The sequence below is a fragment of the Thermaerobacillus caldiproteolyticus genome (assembly GCF_013761245.1).
Lineage (GTDB): Bacteria > Bacillota > Bacilli > Bacillales > Anoxybacillaceae > Thermaerobacillus > Thermaerobacillus caldiproteolyticus.
On sequence record NZ_JACDUT010000001.1, the window covers coordinates 273,549 to 288,921 of the forward strand.

A 15,373-nucleotide genomic window follows, 5' to 3' on the forward strand; every position below is an offset into this window, starting at 1 on the left:
GTCTGTCCATTCGTTTAAGTAAAGTATTTTTGCTTGAATAGTCTTGCATAATTGTACTCTGTTTGATAGAATATCATTTGTTCTTGATATGTCTCTATTCATTGAAATGGCAAGACAATGATGTATATGGACAGCTTTACGGAGGTGAAAGACATTGGCAAATATTAAATCAGCGATTAAGCGTGTGAAAACAAGCAACAAACGCCGCGCTCATAACGCTTCTATGAAATCTGCAATGCGCACGGCGATCAAAAAATTCGAAGCGCTTGTTGAGCTAAAAGATGTTGAAAAAGCACAAGAAGCATTTATTATCGCTTCGAAAAAGCTAGACAAAGCGGCAAGCAAAGGGCTTATTCATAAAAACACAGCAAGCCGTCAAAAATCTCGCCTAGCGAAAAAATTAAACAGCATCACGGCGTAACAAGAAAAATGAGGTGGCTTGTATAACCACCTTCTTCAAACAAACGACCTTTTTTAGGGTCGTTTTCTTTTTGGTTCAACATAAAAAAGCAAAGAGCTTTTACTTACGCTCTTTGCCCCATTTGATCAATAATAGTTCGATGATTAAACGTTTATCCATTCCCCCGCTTTTCATCTGATAATCCGCCTCAGCAATATCGTGAATCATCCGCATGAGTTCTTGTTCGGAAAATAAAGAGGCTTGACTCATCGCCAGTTTGACACGAAACGGATGAACTTTTAACAAAGAAGCGATATGCTGCTGCCCGTACCCTTTTGCGGCGAGATCTTTTACTTGATATAAAAGGCGAAACTGGCTTGCAAGCAACGCTAAAATTTTGATTGGTTCTTCGTTGAGTTCAAGCAAATCGTAAAAAACTCGCAGCGCATCAGCCATATCGCGCTGGATGACTTTTTCCACTAACGCAAACACGTTTTGTTCAAGCGTGCGGGAAACAAGTATCTCCACCGTCTCTTTTGTCACTGTTCCCCCTTGTCCAACAAACAACGCTAGTTTGTCAAGCTCATTTGCCAGCGACATCACATTCGTTCCTGCCAGTTGCAGCAATGTCTCCATAGCTTCTTCATCCATGACTACTCCATGATTTTGCAGTCGCTCCCTCATCCATTCACGCAACTCGTTTTCATTCAATGAGGAGGCAACAAACACTTCTGCATTGTTCAACAACAGCTTTGTTAGTTTTTTTCTCTCATCTAATTTTTCGTACAAGCCGGCAAAAATCACGACAGAAAAAGGTGATGGAGAAGCTATGTACGCTTCTATTTTTTTGAGATTATGCTCAATTTTTTCTTTTCCTTTTTCAGCTGTTAAAAAATAAGGATTTTTTATTAGTACTACCCGCTTTTCTCCAAAAAACGGAAGCGTTTCGGCATCTTCTATCGCTGCTTCTACCGGCGTTTCTTCGCAATCATAGATGGATAAATTAAATTCTCGTTCTTCCTCACTTAAAACGATGCGAATGATTCGTTCATATGTTTCATTTAATAAAAACGACTCTGTTCCATATAATAAGTAGAGGGAAGATAAATGTTGTTTGTTTATTTTTCCCCAAAAGTCAACCACCATGTTTCTCTGCTCCGTTTCTTTTTTTCAACCGTTCATGATGAAAAGATACAACGTTTTCTGCATTTTTACAAGGGAATCGGTTAACGAAAGAAACCGATCCCCCTTTATATAAACGCTGACAAATAAGTCCTAGGACCTTATTTGTCAACGGTTATTTTTATATTTTCCCGCCCGTAACAAAGTATTTGTGTTAACTGTTGTCAACGTAGGAAATGAGCAATGTGATATAGATTTTTTTTTCTTTTTCGCTTATACTAAAAATGATTGCATGAGGAGGGGTAACAAATGAACGAATTCGAAAAAGACGTGCAAAGTAAACGCAACGATGCTGTTGACTCTGCGGTCGGTTTTATGGTTTCATTCGGCTTTTTTGCAACAATGTTTATTATCGCTACATTAGTTAAATTTTTCGGTTCGTAATCGGCTACATACGCACGAAGTAAAAGGGATTGCGGAAGCGCAGTCTCTTTTTCATCACTCTTGATATTATGCTATGGCAGCATAACTGTAAAGGTTCCTCTTTTTTTCGTATATAAAAACCGAATCGCGCCATTTTGGTCGGTCCGCCATATCGTTATGCCGTGTGCCTGCAACCGCTTGATAACATCCGGATGAGGATGGTGATAACGGTTTTGTTTTCCAACAGAGATGAGAGCGATGTCCGGTTGAATGGCTTGTAACAATGGTTCTTTTGTTGAAGTATCGCTCCCGTGATGTCCTACTTTTAAAACGTTGACGCGCAATTGCGGGAACGCTTCCATCAGTTGTTCCTCTCCTTTTTCCTCTAAATCTCCTGTGAACAACCATGATAGCCCCCCAAGTTTTGTATATAAAACAATGGAGTTGTTATTATCATCGGTTTCTTGCGATTGTGTGGACGGATTTAATATATAAAATCGGAAGTCGTTCACATACCAACTATCTCCCCTTTCTACTTCTTTCACCGCGATATGTTTCTCCTTCGCAACATCAACAAGCTCCGCTTGCAGTGAATTTCTCGTTCCCCCTTTTCCAATGACCAGTTGTTTTACTGGTACATCATTCATTATGCTCTTGGCTGCTCCCATATGGTCATAATCTCCGTGAGTAATGAGCAATTTATCGATATGACGAACACCGTTCCCTTTTAAAAACGGAATGACGACATCTTTTCCTACTTCCCATTCGTGTTGACGCATTTGCCACTGCTCTTTTGAAAATGAAAGCATTCCTCCTGTATCGATCAGATACACACCTTTTCGATGCGGCAGCTCTATATATATGCAATCTCCTTGTCCAACGTCTACGATCACCACTTCCCCATAACGATCAATGTATGGAGATACAGCGTGACAGAAAATAGCGATTAACACATATAAAAATCCATCATATCGCTTGTTTTCCAGACGTATAAAAGCTAATACAATTGCGATACCATAGCAAACAAGCAAAAACGGAGATGGTCTTCCAAGAACTATCGAGAGCGGGGCATGAGAGGAGAAAAACGTCACACAATCGTTGGAAATCGTAATCACTCGTTCTAACGCCCATACAAACGGCGAACTAGCTGGCGCGTATACGTAATGTACACCCAAAGACAACAGAGAAAGAGGTAAGATAATAAAGGAATAAAGTGGAACAAACGCGATATTGAGCGGAAAACTGAAAAGGGAAAATTCAAAAAAGTGATATAACAGAAAAGGAAGTGCGCTCACTTGAGCAATGAGGGTCGTGACAATAAGACGTGCTAAGGAGGCAGAAAACTGTAAAATGCAGGGCAAAGATACAATTAACGCAAACGAAACAATGAATGACAATTGAAATCCTGCTTGAAATAACGCATACGGTTGTAAGATAAGCATGGCCATACATGTCAAACAGAGCACATCAAGAGGAGATATCGCTATTTTTTTGTAAGCAGCAAATAAGACAATCATCGCCATGAATGAAGCGCGAATAACAGAAGGTGATGCCCCGGTCATAACTGTATAAACGGGAAGAAGGATAAGGAGAAGAATCGTTGCTGTTTCCCTTGTCGTAAAGCGAATGAGGAAATAAAAGCACGCTCCAACAAGCAAGGTGACATGTGACCCAGAAATAGCTAATAAATGTACTAAGCCAAGCTGTTGATACCCTTCAAGAAGCGAATCATCCATTTGAGACCGTTCACCATACACAAGTGCTTGCACAATTCCGACCGTTGACGCGGGAAAATATTGTTTGATATCATCAAGTCCTTTTTGCCTAATCGAAAGCAATGTTTCATACCACGTGCGTGGTGTATTGCGGCAATGATGAGGAGAAAACGAGTGAGGCTTTAGTAACCAGTGAATATGCTGAAATCGTAAATATTGCTGATAATCAAACGCATACGGATTTCGTGACCGCTGAGGACGTTCCAACGTTCCTTTCACCGAGCATACCATGCCAAGCGTTAACATGGAAAGCTGCTTCTTTTCTTGTTCAGTTTTAATCACGTAAATAAGCTGCACGTTTTCGTGCTGCTTCGTTTTGACAATCGTTTTTAATCGGTCACCATCAATCGTAATCGGTGCGATAAGACGAATAGAAAAATCATTCATTTTTTCGGAAAGAATCGTACGATTGTGACTATCTGTATATATCATATATAAATAAAAGCCAACCGTTGTTATCGCGCATAGAAAAAAGAGCTGTCTCTTCCGAACAAAAAGAAAAAAACTATAAACGGACAAAAGCAAGAAACTAAACAGACTTGGCTGACTATATCCCAGTGCAATGCCTCCTATGGCAGCCACAGCCATGTAAATGAGATTGTCTTTCATCGCTTTTCAATCTCCTTTTATTGCCCCTACTTTTCTGCCAATAAATAGACAAGTAGGGGCCCTTGTTTCTTCATTTTTGTAGAAGTGATAATATTTCAGCATTAAATGGTACTTGCTCGACACGCACATTCGCTTGTTGAAAAAGTTCAAGAGCATACGGATGATTTTTATAATCTTGAGCGTAATATACGGCGCGAATACCACTTTGAATAATCGCTTTACAGCAGTGCAAACATGGAAAATGAGTAACATATATTTCTGCCCCTTCTGTCGGCACTCCGAATTTTGCACACTGAATAATCGCATTCATTTCCGCATGAATCGTGCGGACACAATGATTATCAATGACATAACAGCCTTCATCAATACAATGAGCGCCGCCAGCAATAGAGCCATTATATCCTCCAGCAATAATCCGTTTATCGCGGACGATCGTCGCCCCGACCGCTAATCGCGTGCACGTGCTGCGCAATGCGAGTAAATGACTTTGTGCCATAAAATATTGATCCCATGTAATTCGTTCCATCGTGCTTCTCCCCCATTATCATTACGTATACAACCTTAGTTTAATGACATGCTCTCAGCGCGTCAACGCCGTCACCGAATGATGATTTGCTCTTTCATTTTTTCAAGTGATTTCTCACCAATTCCTGTTACCTTCAACAAGTCTTCGATTTTTCGAAAAGGTCCATGCTCTTCACGGTACGCGATAATCGCTGCCGCTTTTGTCGGCCCGATCCCTTGGAGCTGTTGAATTTCTTCAAGCGAAGCTGTATTAATGTCTATTTTCGTCGTTTCTGAGGACGCTGACGCATTCACTGCTGCCGCCATTGACACATTTTCTTCCCCGCGCGTTGGAACATAGATCATCATTTCATCATGAATTTTCGCTGCTAAATTCACTTTTGCTTGGTCGGCTTCTTTTGTAAATCCTCCCGCCATCGCAATGACATCTTTTATACGAGCAGTTCCTGTCACTTCATATACTCCCGGGCGGACAACCGCTCCTTTCACATCGACAAATACGATGCTCGTCTCTTTTTGTTTTTCTTTATTTTCTTCATATGTTGCTTCCTCTGGTGCATCTATTACATGAGAAAATGCTTGATCTTGTTTCTGCTCGTTGCTCCTCATCAAAATAACGATCGCAACAAGCATAACTGCCATCACAAGCAACCACCGTTTGTCATATTTTTTTATCGTTTGCCACATCAGCAACCATCCTTTCAAAATATGTCATAAACCTTGGCAATTCTTCATACATATCGTTTAAGAGAGGGATATCGGTCATCACAATAAAGGAGGGGGGAGCAAAACGTGAAAATCGGAATGATTGGTACGGGAAATATGGGAAGGATTTTAATTGAAGCGTTTTTGGAGTCGAAAGCAGTAGCAGAAGAAGACCTTTTGATTACGAACCGTACAATCGAAAAAGCTCTCGAGATCCAGCGTAAATTCCAAAAAATACAAGTCACTCCGAACACTGAGGAGCTAGTGCAACAGGCAACCATTGTGTTTCTATGCGTGAAGCCATTGGACATTCACCCCCTTTTAGAACGATTATCTTCGTATTGGACCGAAAAGCATTGTATCGTTTCGATCACAAGCCCGATTACCGTTCAGCAACTTGAGTCGGTCGTTCCATGTCATGTTGCACGTGTCATTCCTAGCATTACCAACCGAGCACTTTCCGGGAGTTCAATGATTACATTTGGAAACCGTTGTGCGGCTCATTATCGAGCATATATTGAGCGTTTATTTCAACGCATTTCTACACCTTCCTATATTGATGATAAAATTACACGAATAGCTTCGGATATTGCCAGCTGCGGTCCTGCTTTTTTTAGCTACTTGCTTCAGCGTTTTATCGAAGCAGCTGTACAAAAAACAGCGATTACAAGGGAGCAAGCAACAATGCTCGCAAGCGACATGATTATTGGCTTAGGGGAATTATTGAAAAAGAACGTATATACGCTTTCGACACTACAGGAAAAAGTATGCGTGAAAGGCGGAATTACCGGTGAAGGAATTGCGGTATTAGAAGCCGAACTTGGGGAACTGTTTGAACATGTGTTTGAAAAAACGCACGCAAAATTTCACGAAGAAGTAGCGAAAATCCAACAGCAATTTAATCATGAAATTCGCTAAAAAAATGAAAAATCCTGCTTAAATAAAAAAGTTATCCGGATTTTGAACGAATCCGTGTCATGCGGACACGGATTCGTTCAGACATTCGGACAGCTTATTTTTTGGCAACAAAGAAAATTCTCTCCGCCATATCGCTTGGCGGTTCGTCCGTAAAATCGGCTGTTACTTCAAGCACTGTAAACCCAGCAGAGACAAGCCATTGTTTATATTGTTCAACGTCATATGTACGCTGAACATGCACTTCATCGTACCGCTCATATTTTCCGTTTTTTTCACGAACGAAAAACGTTAATTCATGCTCGACGCTATGTTCCTCTTCAAGAGGATAGCATGTCCAAATATAACTAATCTCCTCATCGTTGCTTGTAAATGTTGCATCTTGAAAAATGTGATCCATTTTATAAGTGGAGTGAACGTCAAATAATAATAACCCACCTTCATGTAACAGCTCGTAAATGCGCGAAAAGGTTTGCTGCACTTCCATTTCATGTTGTAAATAGTTCAGTGAATCACAAAAAATCATCGCACAATCAAACGGTGAAAATCCTTCTAATTCCGTCATATTTTGCTGAAAAAATTGCACTGATATATGCTGTTTCTCCGCTTTTGCTTGCGCAACAGCGAGCATGTTTTCTGATAGATCTACACCAGTAACATCGAATCCGTCCTTCGCTAGACGAATCGCTAACTCTCCAGTTCCACATCCAACATCAAGCAAGCGCTTTGTTTTTGTTCGTCCATACATTTTAATTTTGCTCTTTACAAACGCTTGCCACGAGTCATACGGTGCCTCTTTCATTAACTCATCGTACCAATAGGCAAATGATTCATAGGTCATTGTTGTAAATCACTCGCTACATCCTCAAGCGGTGCATCTCCCCACAGACGCTCTAGGTTGTAATAGCTGCGCTCATCTTTATGAAAGACATGAGCGACTACGTCTCCTAAATCGACTAAAATCCACTTCGCCTCGTCAAATCCTTCCAAACGTTTGACAGGAATGTCGTTTTCTTCTGCTTTCTCTTTAATTTCCCGCGCAATAGCTTGTACTTGCTTTTCTGAATTCCCGTGACAAATCATAAAATAATCCGCCACAAGCGAGATGCCTTTCATGTTCAGCGCAACGATATCCTCTGCCTTTTTTTCATCTGCAGCTCGAACAGCGACACGTAAAATATCTCGTTCCGTCATTCACGTGGTTCCCCCTTTATAGTCATGATCAGTGAATTGTACGTATGGATCGTATCCGGGTAAATCAATTGATTCTTTTTCAACAAAAACTGAATCGTGTTTTGCAATGCTTTTATAAGCGCTTTATCTAAATCTTGTTGTGCCAATTCGCGCACTTCATCTACCCCCGGAAAAATGCGCCCCGGTTCGATATAATCAGCAACATACACAATTTTTTCAAGCAACGTCATATTCGCACGGCCAGACGTATGGTAGCGAATCGCATTTAAAATCTCTTCGTCTTGAATACCGGCTTCCGTTTTGACTAAGTAAGCTCCAACCGGAGCATGCCAAAGCTCTGTATTATAATAAAGTAAATCGTTTGGCATATTTTGCTCTAAAATGATTCGTTTCATTTCCTCTTTCGGACGAAACTTCGCATAATCGTGAAAAATCGCGGCTAATTCCGCTTTTTTTACATCGGCACCATACCGTTTGGCTAGCTGTATCGCTGTTTCCATCACACCAAGCGTATGTTGGTAACGATGTTCTGTTAATTGTTGTTTTACAATAGCTAACGCTTCATGACGTTCCATAGAGCTTCTTCTCCTCAATATACAATCTCACTTGTTCCGGTACTAAATAACGAATGCTTCTTCCATGTTTCATTCGCTCACGAATGAGCGATGATGAAACAGCAAATTCAGGGATTTCCACTTCAATAAGCGGATATGATGTTTTCAGTGAAAAGCCGGGGCGTTTCACTCCAACAAACGTGACTAATTCAACGAGTCGATCAATATAATACCAATTCGGCAAATATTCCACCATATCTGCACCGATGATAAAATAAAACTCGTTATTGGGGTAAATGGCTTTTAATTGACGCATCGTGTCATACGTATAAGAAGGTCCTTCCCGTTGCAACTCGATCGTTTCGATTTTAAACTGCGGATGATCAGCAATCGCCAGTTGAAGCATATGCAATCGGTCTTCGCTGCATGTCACTTGTTCATGCTGCTTATGAGGAGGGATATGGTTTGGCATAAACCAAATTTCCGATAAGTGCAAGGCGTGTAACACCTCATTTGCCATTAATAAATGACCGTAATGCGGCGGATCAAACGTCCCCCCGAAAATTCCGATTTTCTTCATTTGTTCCCTCCCCTTGTCAGCCAACTGTTCGTTTATTTCGGTAAGATGATTTGTTTGTTCTCCTTTGATTCTTTATACAAGACGATCGTATTGCCGATCGTTTGGACGAGCTCCGCGCTAGCACCAGCAGCAAGCTGTTCAGCCACAACATTTCGATCATCTTCGCAATTTTGCAGCACACTCACTTTAATGAGTTCACGCGCTTCTAACGCATCAACAATTTGCTTGATCATGTTCTCATTAACTCCGCCTTTTCCTACTTGAAAAATCGGCTTCAAGTGATGAGCTTTTGCTCGTAAAAAACGTTTTTGCTTACCTGTTAACATTGTTTCCCTCCAAGTGTTGAATAACAATTTGTTTCATCCGTTGAACATTTGGAAAAATCCCTGTCCATTTTTCAAAAGCTAACGCTCCTTGATATACAAACATTCCGACTCCATTTTGTACAATCGCCTTTCTCGTGCGCGCTTCTTGAAGCCATTTCGTTTCTAATGGATTATAAATAATATCGCTCACGACCGTCCCTTCCTTCATATTCGCAAGCGAAATCGGCATCTCATCCACGTGCGGATACAGCCCGACTGATGTTGTGTTAATGAGTATATCATAATCTCCCAAGCGCTCCTCAGCTTCCTGCAACGAGTAAGCGGCGGAAGCAATCGCAACATCGGATTCAGCAATCAGTTCCTGGGCTTTAGAAACAGTACGATTGCAAATGTCAATCCGCTCTGCCCCGCAGTGAACAAGCGTAAAATAAATTCCTCTTGCTGCTCCACCTGCCCCAATGAGCAAAATACGTTTTCCTGCCACTTCTACTTTTACTTCTTCCTGCAATGCGCGCACAAAACCGGGACCGTCTGTATTATAACCGATTAGTCGGCCATTTTCATTCACAATCGTGTTGACCGCTCCGATACGTCGCGCCGTTTCATCTACCTCATCTAAGAACGGAATAACCGCAGTTTTATGTGGGATGGTAACGTTTATTCCCGAAATGCCGAGCGCCTTTATTCCTTTTACCGCTTCTTCTAACTGCTCTCTCTCGACATGGAATGCATGATAGTATGCCTCTATTCCTAGCTGGTGAAACGCATCGTTATGCATAAGCGGTGAGAGCGAATGTTGCACAGGGCACCCAATTAACGCGTATAGCTTTCTCATTCTCCTCTTCCCCCAACACGTACTTTGCTTTAAATAAGCGATTTTCTCATGAATACACTAACTCCTTTTGGAACATACGCCTTCACTTGTGCTCCCGGCTCATTACAAGTCACCCATCCAAGTCCAGAAAAGACAATATCTGTTTTTGCTTCTTTAATCGTAAAAGAATGGGCAACTAGCGGCGGAAGCTCATCCATATAGTCTGCGCGCGGCGGCTGCAATAGCTCTCCCCGCTGTTTGGCATAAAGTTCATCGGCCTTTTCTAGCTTTGTTCGATGAATCAATAACTCGTTGGAAAAATAACAAACGAGCGAGCGGCGTCCTCCTTTTATATAGTCTAACCGCGCAAGTCCACCGAAAAATAATGTTTGTTGTTCATTAAGCTGATATACTTTCGGATGAATTTCTCGCTTTGGAGTAATCACTTTTAAATCTTTTTTATCCACAAAATGCGCCATTTGATGGTGATTAATAATCCCTGGTGTATCATAAATGGCCGCACCATCGTCTAACGGAATTTCGATAACATCAAGCGTCGTTCCTGGAAAATACGACGTTGTAATCACGTTTCCTTCACCAGTCACTTCTTGAATGATCCGGTTAATAAACGTCGATTTTCCGACGTTCGTGCAGCCGACCACATACACATCTTTGCCCGAGCGGTAGTGGTCAATCATCTCCATCACTTGACGCATCCCAATTCCTTTGACTGCACTAATTAAACAAACATCAACCGGTTTTAATCCCAAATCCTTCGCGGATTTTCTCATCCAATTAATCAATTTCGGATATTTCACTGATTTAGGAAGCAAGTCAACTTTGTTGCCAACAAGCAAAATCGGATTGTTGCCAGCAAAACGATGCAATCCCGGCAGCCAGCTTCCGTTGAAATCAAAAATATCTACGATTTTGACAATAAGAGCATCTGTTTGACCGATTCCATGTAAAATTTTTAAAAAATCGTCATCGGTTAAAGAGACATCTTGAATCTCATTATAATGTTTTAAACGAAAACAACGTTGACAAATGACTTCCTCTTTTTCCAAAGCAGCTGGAGGAGCATATCCCACTTTTGTTTCGTCTTCTGTTTGAATTTGTACTCCACAACCAATACAGCGAATTACTTCTTGTTCCACCATCATTCCTCCCAGTAAATCATGCCTTTTCGTCGCATTATATTTAAAATTTTCCGTTCCACTTTTCGGTTCAACCGCGTCCATAGCCCGTCAGTTTGGGCAACTGGCACTACTAAAATCGTATGCAAACCAAGACGGTTTCCTCCAAGCACATCAGTTAACAGTTGATCTCCAATGACAACAACTTCCTCTTTTCGCAAATCCATCATATATAATGCCTTTTGAAACCCGCGAGTGAGCGGTTTTCTTGCTTCAAATATAAACGGGATACCGAGCGGTTCAGCAAATGATTGGACGCGGTTTTTGTTATTATTTGATACGATAATCACCTTAATGCCCGCATTTTTCATACTTTGAAACCATTGCGTAAGCTCCGGTGTAGCCGACGGACGATCCCATTCAACAAGCGTATTATCCAAATCGGTAATAATCCCTTTAACTCCTTTTTCTTTTAGCATTTCTGGAGTAATATCAAAAACGCTCTTCGCATATTGACTAGGTAAAAAATAGTTGAGCACGCCCTCTTCACCTTTCTTTTTTCACATTCAGCCTTTAACCATCATACATAATTTTTTATATCGTTTCAAAACAAAGTTTTACAAATATATACAAGACTAAAAAATTTTTCGACAAACTTCTTCTTTTTCACAAACTGTGGATAAGTTTACCCACATTATTCACACATACTATATCTACTTTCCTGTGTTTTATAAACACATTTTCCACATGTTATCCACTAAGCACTGTGGATAACAGAACGATTGTTCTACATGTTTAAACGTGTTACATTAAAGGTAACTTACCATTATATGTATTGATTTCAAATTCTATTCCATCGTTAAAGGAGGTTTCTCGGCATGAAAAATTTATCGGATGAGTTGCTAATTGAATCGTACTATAAAGCAAAAGAGCTCAAGTTAAGCCCTGAATTTATCGAATTGATTAAAAGAGAAATTCTCCGACGTTCATTAGGACATAGAATCAGACTTTCCTCATAAGATACAAATTCGAGCCACAGGGCTCTTTTTTTATTTATTTTAAATAGCCGATTCGTTCCCCAACCTTAATAGCCATCGGAGCCGTGATTCTTGAATCAAGCTCCATACTATCTTTTTCAAATAACAATACGACTGTAGAACCAAACGAAAAATACGCCATTTCTTCTCCTTTAACAAGGTGGTCATTCGGATGGGTTAATTCGATGCTGTTAACAAACATCGCTCCAATTTTCACGATGGCTATATTCCTTCCTCTGGCATTCACTTCCGTAATCATTCGATAATTTTTAGATAATGGCTTTTTTCCATACTTTAACCCAAGCTGATTGACAGGATAGGATTTATGACCAAGCGACCACTGCCGCGTAACGACTCCAGATATTGGGCTATGAATTCGGTGATAATGACTTGGGCTTAAATACAAAATAATAAACAATCCATTTAAATATTTTTCAGCAGCGCTGTCGCTTCCAAGCATTTCTTGAATGGAGTACGTTTTTCCTTTCACGATGATTTCTTTGTTTTCGCTAACTGTACCGATATCTTCAATGACTGCATCAACAGGGCTAATAATGCTGTTGGCTGTTTGATCAATTGGCCTTGCCCCAGCCTTTAGTTTGCGAATAAATAATTGCTGCAGTGTTTCATAATGGTGTAAACTTTTTTCCATCTCTTCTTGGTTAATTTGATAAATTTTAGCATAAGATGGAATGAGAATGGCACTTAACCGCGATTTCGTAAAAAAGGCGATCATTTTTGAAGAAAATGAGTGATTCGTTAATTCAATCATAAAGCGATACAACCATTTTAACAAACAAGTTCCCTCCAATTTATGTCTCAAGTCATCTTTACTACTTTTCATATTATAAATAAAATGATTATAATTGAAGTAGATTTTTTTGTCGCGTTTAGTGCGAAAAAGGAGTGAGGAGAAATGTTTTTATCAGACTATCTCGATCATACACTGAAAAAGTTAAAGGCACATACAGCAAACGTATTGACATTAGCCAACCTTTGCCTAGGCGGTTTTTCTGTTTTATTTACGATGAAAGGGCAGTTCAATGTCAGTTTACTACTCATCTTTTTAGCTGCCTTAGCCGATCGATTTGATGGAACAGTCGCAAGAAAATTAAATATTGAATCAGAACTCGGCAAACAATTGGACTCAATGAGTGATATTATATCATTTGGTGTGGCTCCAGCACTATTGATATATCAAAGTTTGTTGCACGAATTTGGCGCTCCCGGTTCATTTTTCACCATTTTATATATTGGATGCGGTGCGTTTCGTTTGGCACGATTTAACATCAGTGAAAACAATGGATATTTTTCGGGACTCCCAATTACAGCTGCCGGAGTACTGCTTACATTAAGTTATTTAACCATTCATTATTTTCCTCCACAATTTTTTATTTTCTTCATCATGATTTTATCGTTTTTAATGGTGGGAACCTTTAAATTGAAAAAAGTATAAAGGGAAACAGGCTGTCCTTTCAAGGCAAAAGGCGATGAAAGGAACAGCCTTTTATTTTTGACTCATACCAAATTCCCTTTTCAATTCCTTGGATTAATTATATGATAAATCTGGATTGATTATAAGAATATAGTAGAAATCAAACACAGCCACAACACCTAACAGCTAATTTTTACAAGTAACGGAGGGATTACATTGGACAAAACATCTATTATTGGAATTATACTTGGCATTATTGCTGTAGGGGTGGGAATGTATTTTAAAGGAGTCAGCCCAAGCGTATTAATTAACCCTGCGGCGATTTTGATTATTCTTGTTGGAACCGCAGCGGCAGTCACGATTGCCTTTCCAACACGCGACATAAAAAAAGTACCTAAACTATTTGGTGTCATCTTTAAAGAGCAAAACATTCCTACGATTGAAGAATTAATTCCAATGTTTGTAGAATGGGCGAATATTGCACGCCGCGAAGGATTATTGGCATTAGAGGCAAAAGTATCGGAAATCGAAGATCCGTTTTTACGCAATGGATTAAACTTGGCGATCGACGGACAAACCCAGGATTTTATCCGCGATGTGATGACCGAAGAGATTGCAGCAATGGAAGAACGCCATCAAGCCAATGCAGCGATTTTTACTCAAGCAGGTACATACGCTCCGACTCTCGGGGTACTTGGAGCGGTTGTTGGTTTAATTGCCGCGTTAGGAAATATGGACAATGTAAGTGAGCTTGGTCATGCGATCAGTGCCGCATTCGTCGCGACATTAATGGGTATTTTTACCGGTTATGTATTGTGGCACCCATTTGCCAATAAGCTCAAACGAAAATCAAAAGAGGAAGTAAAAATACGTCAAGTAATGATTGAGGGAGTGCTTTCGATTTTAGAGGGACAAGCTCCTCGCGCTATCGAGCAAAAGTTAGCTTCGTATCTCCCGGAAAGCGAACGAAAACGAATCATGGAACAGGGAGAGAAACAAGATGAGTAAAAAAAAGAAGCATCATCATGAAGATCATATTGATGAAACATGGCTCATTCCGTATGCGGATTTATTGACGCTTTTGTTGGCGCTGTTTATCGTCCTATTTGCCAGTAGTCAGCTTGATCAGAAAAAATTCGAAGAGATTGCCCGTTCGTTTAATAGTGCCATATCGGGGGGAATCGGTGTTTTTGATTTTCCAAGCCCGATTGAAGAAGAGCAGCCTCAGTCGCCATCGATAAACAAGAAAAAACAGCAACAAAACGAACAACAGCGGCAAGAACAAAAAGAACTGCAAGAAATTCAGGCAAAAATTAATCAATATATTGAAAAGCAACATTTAACCGGCGAATTAAAAACGACGTTGACAGAGGAAGGGTTACTGATTACCATCCTAAATGACATCTTATTTGATTCAGGAAGTGCAGATGTGCGGCCACAGGATCAAAAGTTGGCTAAAGAAATTTCTCGCCTTCTTGTCATGAATCCACCACGCAATATTATTGTCAGTGGACATACGGACAATGTGCCAATTCGCAATTCCAAATTTTCTTCAAACTGGGAATTGAGCGTCATGCGTGCTGTCAATTTTATGAAGCTTTTATTAGAAAACAAACAGCTAGACCCACGCTGGTTTAGCGCAAAAGGATACGGTGAATTTAAGCCTGTAGCTTCCAACGACACAGCAGAAGGACGGATGAAGAATCGCCGTGTCGAAATTTTGATTTTACCAAACAACCAAAGCAAAAATGAGTAAAGAGCTGACGGAGTTTCCGTCAGCTCTTTTTAATTAACAAATTATATAGCAACTGCGCAATACTTCA

The 15,373-nt window shown here is 40.3% G+C and carries 20 protein-coding genes; 7 read left to right on the forward strand and 13 right to left on the reverse strand.

Annotation, left to right across the window (positions count from 1 at the left end):
* The first annotated feature begins 154 nt into the window (after positions 1–154).
* Positions 155–421, forward strand: a complete 267-nt coding sequence (rpsT, locus tag HNR31_RS01455; RefSeq protein ID WP_181554468.1) for a 30S ribosomal protein S20 — start codon at positions 155–157, stop codon at positions 419–421.
* 99 nt (positions 422–520) lie between these two features.
* Here the strand turns inward: rpsT and holA are convergent, their stop codons facing one another.
* Positions 521–1,546 carry a DNA polymerase III subunit delta gene (holA, locus tag HNR31_RS01460; protein WP_181554469.1) on the reverse strand — a complete coding sequence of 342 codons (1,026 nt, stop codon included), beginning with the start codon at positions 1,544–1,546 and terminating at the stop codon, positions 521–523.
* Positions 1,547–1,831: 285 nt separating this feature from the next.
* Between holA and HNR31_RS01465 the strand changes: the two genes are divergently transcribed.
* Positions 1,832–1,966, forward strand: a complete 135-nt coding sequence (locus HNR31_RS01465; protein WP_181554470.1) for a YqzM family protein — start codon at positions 1,832–1,834, stop codon at positions 1,964–1,966.
* A 71-nt stretch (positions 1,967–2,037) separates the two neighbouring features.
* Here the strand turns inward: HNR31_RS01465 and HNR31_RS01470 are convergent, their stop codons facing one another.
* From HNR31_RS01470 to HNR31_RS01480, 3 genes are all read right to left on the reverse strand, one after another.
* The gene (locus HNR31_RS01470) at positions 2,038–4,329 is read right to left on the reverse strand and encodes a DNA internalization-related competence protein ComEC/Rec2 (RefSeq protein WP_181554471.1); all 2,292 of its coding nucleotides are present in this window, start codon (positions 4,327–4,329) and stop codon (positions 2,038–2,040) included.
* 70 nt (positions 4,330–4,399) lie between these two features.
* Entirely contained in the window at positions 4,400–4,855 is a 456-nt protein-coding gene (locus HNR31_RS01475) for a ComE operon protein 2 (RefSeq protein ID WP_181554472.1), read from the reverse strand.
* Between the two features lie 71 nt (positions 4,856–4,926).
* The gene (locus HNR31_RS01480; protein WP_181554473.1) at positions 4,927–5,541 is read right to left on the reverse strand and encodes a helix-hairpin-helix domain-containing protein; all 615 of its coding nucleotides are present in this window, start codon (positions 5,539–5,541) and stop codon (positions 4,927–4,929) included.
* A gap of 105 nt (positions 5,542–5,646) precedes the next feature.
* Here HNR31_RS01480 and comER point away from each other — a divergent pair, with 105 nt between their 5' ends.
* Positions 5,647–6,477, forward strand: a complete 831-nt coding sequence (gene comER / locus HNR31_RS01485) for a late competence protein ComER (protein ID WP_181554474.1) — start codon at positions 5,647–5,649, stop codon at positions 6,475–6,477.
* 94 nt (positions 6,478–6,571) lie between these two features.
* On the opposite strand, the gene HNR31_RS01490 is transcribed toward comER, so the two are convergent.
* From HNR31_RS01490 to HNR31_RS01525, 8 genes are read right to left on the reverse strand one after another with little or no spacing between them, the layout of a single operon-like run.
* Positions 6,572–7,315 (reverse strand): class I SAM-dependent DNA methyltransferase, encoded by a 744-nt coding sequence (locus HNR31_RS01490; RefSeq protein ID WP_181554475.1) that lies wholly within the window; start codon positions 7,313–7,315, stop codon positions 6,572–6,574.
* The gene (rsfS, locus tag HNR31_RS01495) at positions 7,312–7,668 is read right to left on the reverse strand and encodes a ribosome silencing factor (RefSeq protein ID WP_181554476.1); all 357 of its coding nucleotides are present in this window, start codon (positions 7,666–7,668) and stop codon (positions 7,312–7,314) included. The genes HNR31_RS01490 and rsfS overlap by 4 nt, the downstream gene beginning before the upstream one ends.
* Positions 7,665–8,243: a bis(5'-nucleosyl)-tetraphosphatase (symmetrical) YqeK gene (gene yqeK, locus HNR31_RS01500; RefSeq protein ID WP_181554477.1), complete on the reverse strand. Its 579-nt coding sequence runs from the start codon at positions 8,241–8,243 to the stop codon at positions 7,665–7,667. The genes rsfS and yqeK overlap by 4 nt, the downstream gene beginning before the upstream one ends.
* Positions 8,230–8,802: a nicotinate-nucleotide adenylyltransferase gene (locus HNR31_RS01505; RefSeq protein ID WP_181554478.1), complete on the reverse strand. Its 573-nt coding sequence runs from the start codon at positions 8,800–8,802 to the stop codon at positions 8,230–8,232. The genes yqeK and HNR31_RS01505 overlap by 14 nt, the downstream gene beginning before the upstream one ends.
* 32 nt (positions 8,803–8,834) lie before the next feature.
* Entirely contained in the window at positions 8,835–9,128 is a 294-nt protein-coding gene (yhbY, locus tag HNR31_RS01510) for a ribosome assembly RNA-binding protein YhbY (RefSeq protein WP_181554479.1), read from the reverse strand.
* Positions 9,115–9,963: a shikimate dehydrogenase gene (aroE, locus tag HNR31_RS01515; protein ID WP_181554480.1), complete on the reverse strand. Its 849-nt coding sequence runs from the start codon at positions 9,961–9,963 to the stop codon at positions 9,115–9,117. Before aroE ends, yhbY begins: the two co-directional genes overlap by 14 nt.
* Positions 9,964–9,992: 29 nt before the next feature.
* Positions 9,993–11,102 (reverse strand): ribosome biogenesis GTPase YqeH, encoded by a 1,110-nt coding sequence (yqeH, locus tag HNR31_RS01520; RefSeq protein ID WP_220129351.1) that lies wholly within the window; start codon positions 11,100–11,102, stop codon positions 9,993–9,995.
* Positions 11,102–11,617: a YqeG family HAD IIIA-type phosphatase gene (locus tag HNR31_RS01525; RefSeq protein ID WP_181554482.1), complete on the reverse strand. Its 516-nt coding sequence runs from the start codon at positions 11,615–11,617 to the stop codon at positions 11,102–11,104. Before HNR31_RS01525 ends, yqeH begins: the two co-directional genes overlap by 1 nt.
* A 339-nt stretch (positions 11,618–11,956) precedes the next feature.
* On the opposite strand from HNR31_RS01525, the gene HNR31_RS01530 reads away from it, so the two are divergent.
* The gene (locus tag HNR31_RS01530) at positions 11,957–12,097 is read left to right on the forward strand and encodes a sporulation histidine kinase inhibitor Sda (RefSeq protein ID WP_181554483.1); all 141 of its coding nucleotides are present in this window, start codon (positions 11,957–11,959) and stop codon (positions 12,095–12,097) included.
* 34 nt (positions 12,098–12,131) lie between these two features.
* On the opposite strand, the gene HNR31_RS01535 is transcribed toward HNR31_RS01530, so the two are convergent.
* Positions 12,132–12,911, reverse strand: a complete 780-nt coding sequence (locus HNR31_RS01535) for a phosphatidylserine decarboxylase (RefSeq protein ID WP_181554484.1) — start codon at positions 12,909–12,911, stop codon at positions 12,132–12,134.
* Positions 12,912–13,031: 120 nt separating this feature from the next.
* On the opposite strand from HNR31_RS01535, the gene pssA reads away from it, so the two are divergent.
* From pssA to motB, 3 genes are all read left to right on the forward strand, one after another.
* The gene (gene pssA / locus HNR31_RS01540) at positions 13,032–13,571 is read left to right on the forward strand and encodes a CDP-diacylglycerol--serine O-phosphatidyltransferase (RefSeq protein WP_181554485.1); all 540 of its coding nucleotides are present in this window, start codon (positions 13,032–13,034) and stop codon (positions 13,569–13,571) included.
* A gap of 195 nt (positions 13,572–13,766) precedes the next feature.
* A complete protein-coding gene (gene motA, locus HNR31_RS01545) occupies positions 13,767–14,558 on the forward strand; it encodes a flagellar motor stator protein MotA (protein WP_181554486.1) in 792 nt (263 codons plus the stop codon).
* On the forward strand, positions 14,551–15,306 hold the full coding sequence (motB, locus tag HNR31_RS01550) for a flagellar motor protein MotB (RefSeq protein ID WP_181554487.1): 756 nt from the start codon (positions 14,551–14,553) through the stop codon (positions 15,304–15,306). Before motA ends, motB begins: the two co-directional genes overlap by 8 nt.
* The last annotated feature ends 67 nt before the right edge of the window (positions 15,307–15,373 follow it).

Coding starts and splice junctions, on each gene's coding strand:
- holA (WP_181554469.1), bottom strand. CDS start 1,546: ATGGTGGTTGACTTTTGGGGAAAAATAAACAAACAACATTTATCTTCC.
- HNR31_RS01465 (WP_181554470.1), top strand. CDS start 1,832: ATGAACGAATTCGAAAAAGACGTGCAAAGTAAACGCAACGATGCTGTT.
- HNR31_RS01470 (WP_181554471.1), bottom strand. CDS start 4,329: ATGAAAGACAATCTCATTTACATGGCTGTGGCTGCCATAGGAGGCATT.
- HNR31_RS01475 (WP_181554472.1), bottom strand. CDS start 4,855: ATGGAACGAATTACATGGGATCAATATTTTATGGCACAAAGTCATTTA.
- HNR31_RS01480 (WP_181554473.1), bottom strand. CDS start 5,541: ATGTGGCAAACGATAAAAAAATATGACAAACGGTGGTTGCTTGTGATG.
- HNR31_RS01490 (WP_181554475.1), bottom strand. CDS start 7,315: ATGACCTATGAATCATTTGCCTATTGGTACGATGAGTTAATGAAAGAG.
- rsfS (WP_181554476.1), bottom strand. CDS start 7,668: ATGACGGAACGAGATATTTTACGTGTCGCTGTTCGAGCTGCAGATGAA.
- yqeK (WP_181554477.1), bottom strand. CDS start 8,243: ATGGAACGTCATGAAGCGTTAGCTATTGTAAAACAACAATTAACAGAA.
- HNR31_RS01505 (WP_181554478.1), bottom strand. CDS start 8,802: ATGAAGAAAATCGGAATTTTCGGGGGGACGTTTGATCCGCCGCATTAC.
- yhbY (WP_181554479.1), bottom strand. CDS start 9,128: ATGTTAACAGGTAAGCAAAAACGTTTTTTACGAGCAAAAGCTCATCAC.
- aroE (WP_181554480.1), bottom strand. CDS start 9,963: ATGAGAAAGCTATACGCGTTAATTGGGTGCCCTGTGCAACATTCGCTC.
- yqeH (WP_220129351.1), bottom strand. CDS start 11,102: ATGGTGGAACAAGAAGTAATTCGCTGTATTGGTTGTGGAGTACAAATT.
- HNR31_RS01530 (WP_181554483.1), top strand. CDS start 11,957: ATGAAAAATTTATCGGATGAGTTGCTAATTGAATCGTACTATAAAGCA.
- pssA (WP_181554485.1), top strand. CDS start 13,032: ATGTTTTTATCAGACTATCTCGATCATACACTGAAAAAGTTAAAGGCA.
- motB (WP_181554487.1), top strand. CDS start 14,551: ATGAGTAAAAAAAAGAAGCATCATCATGAAGATCATATTGATGAAACA.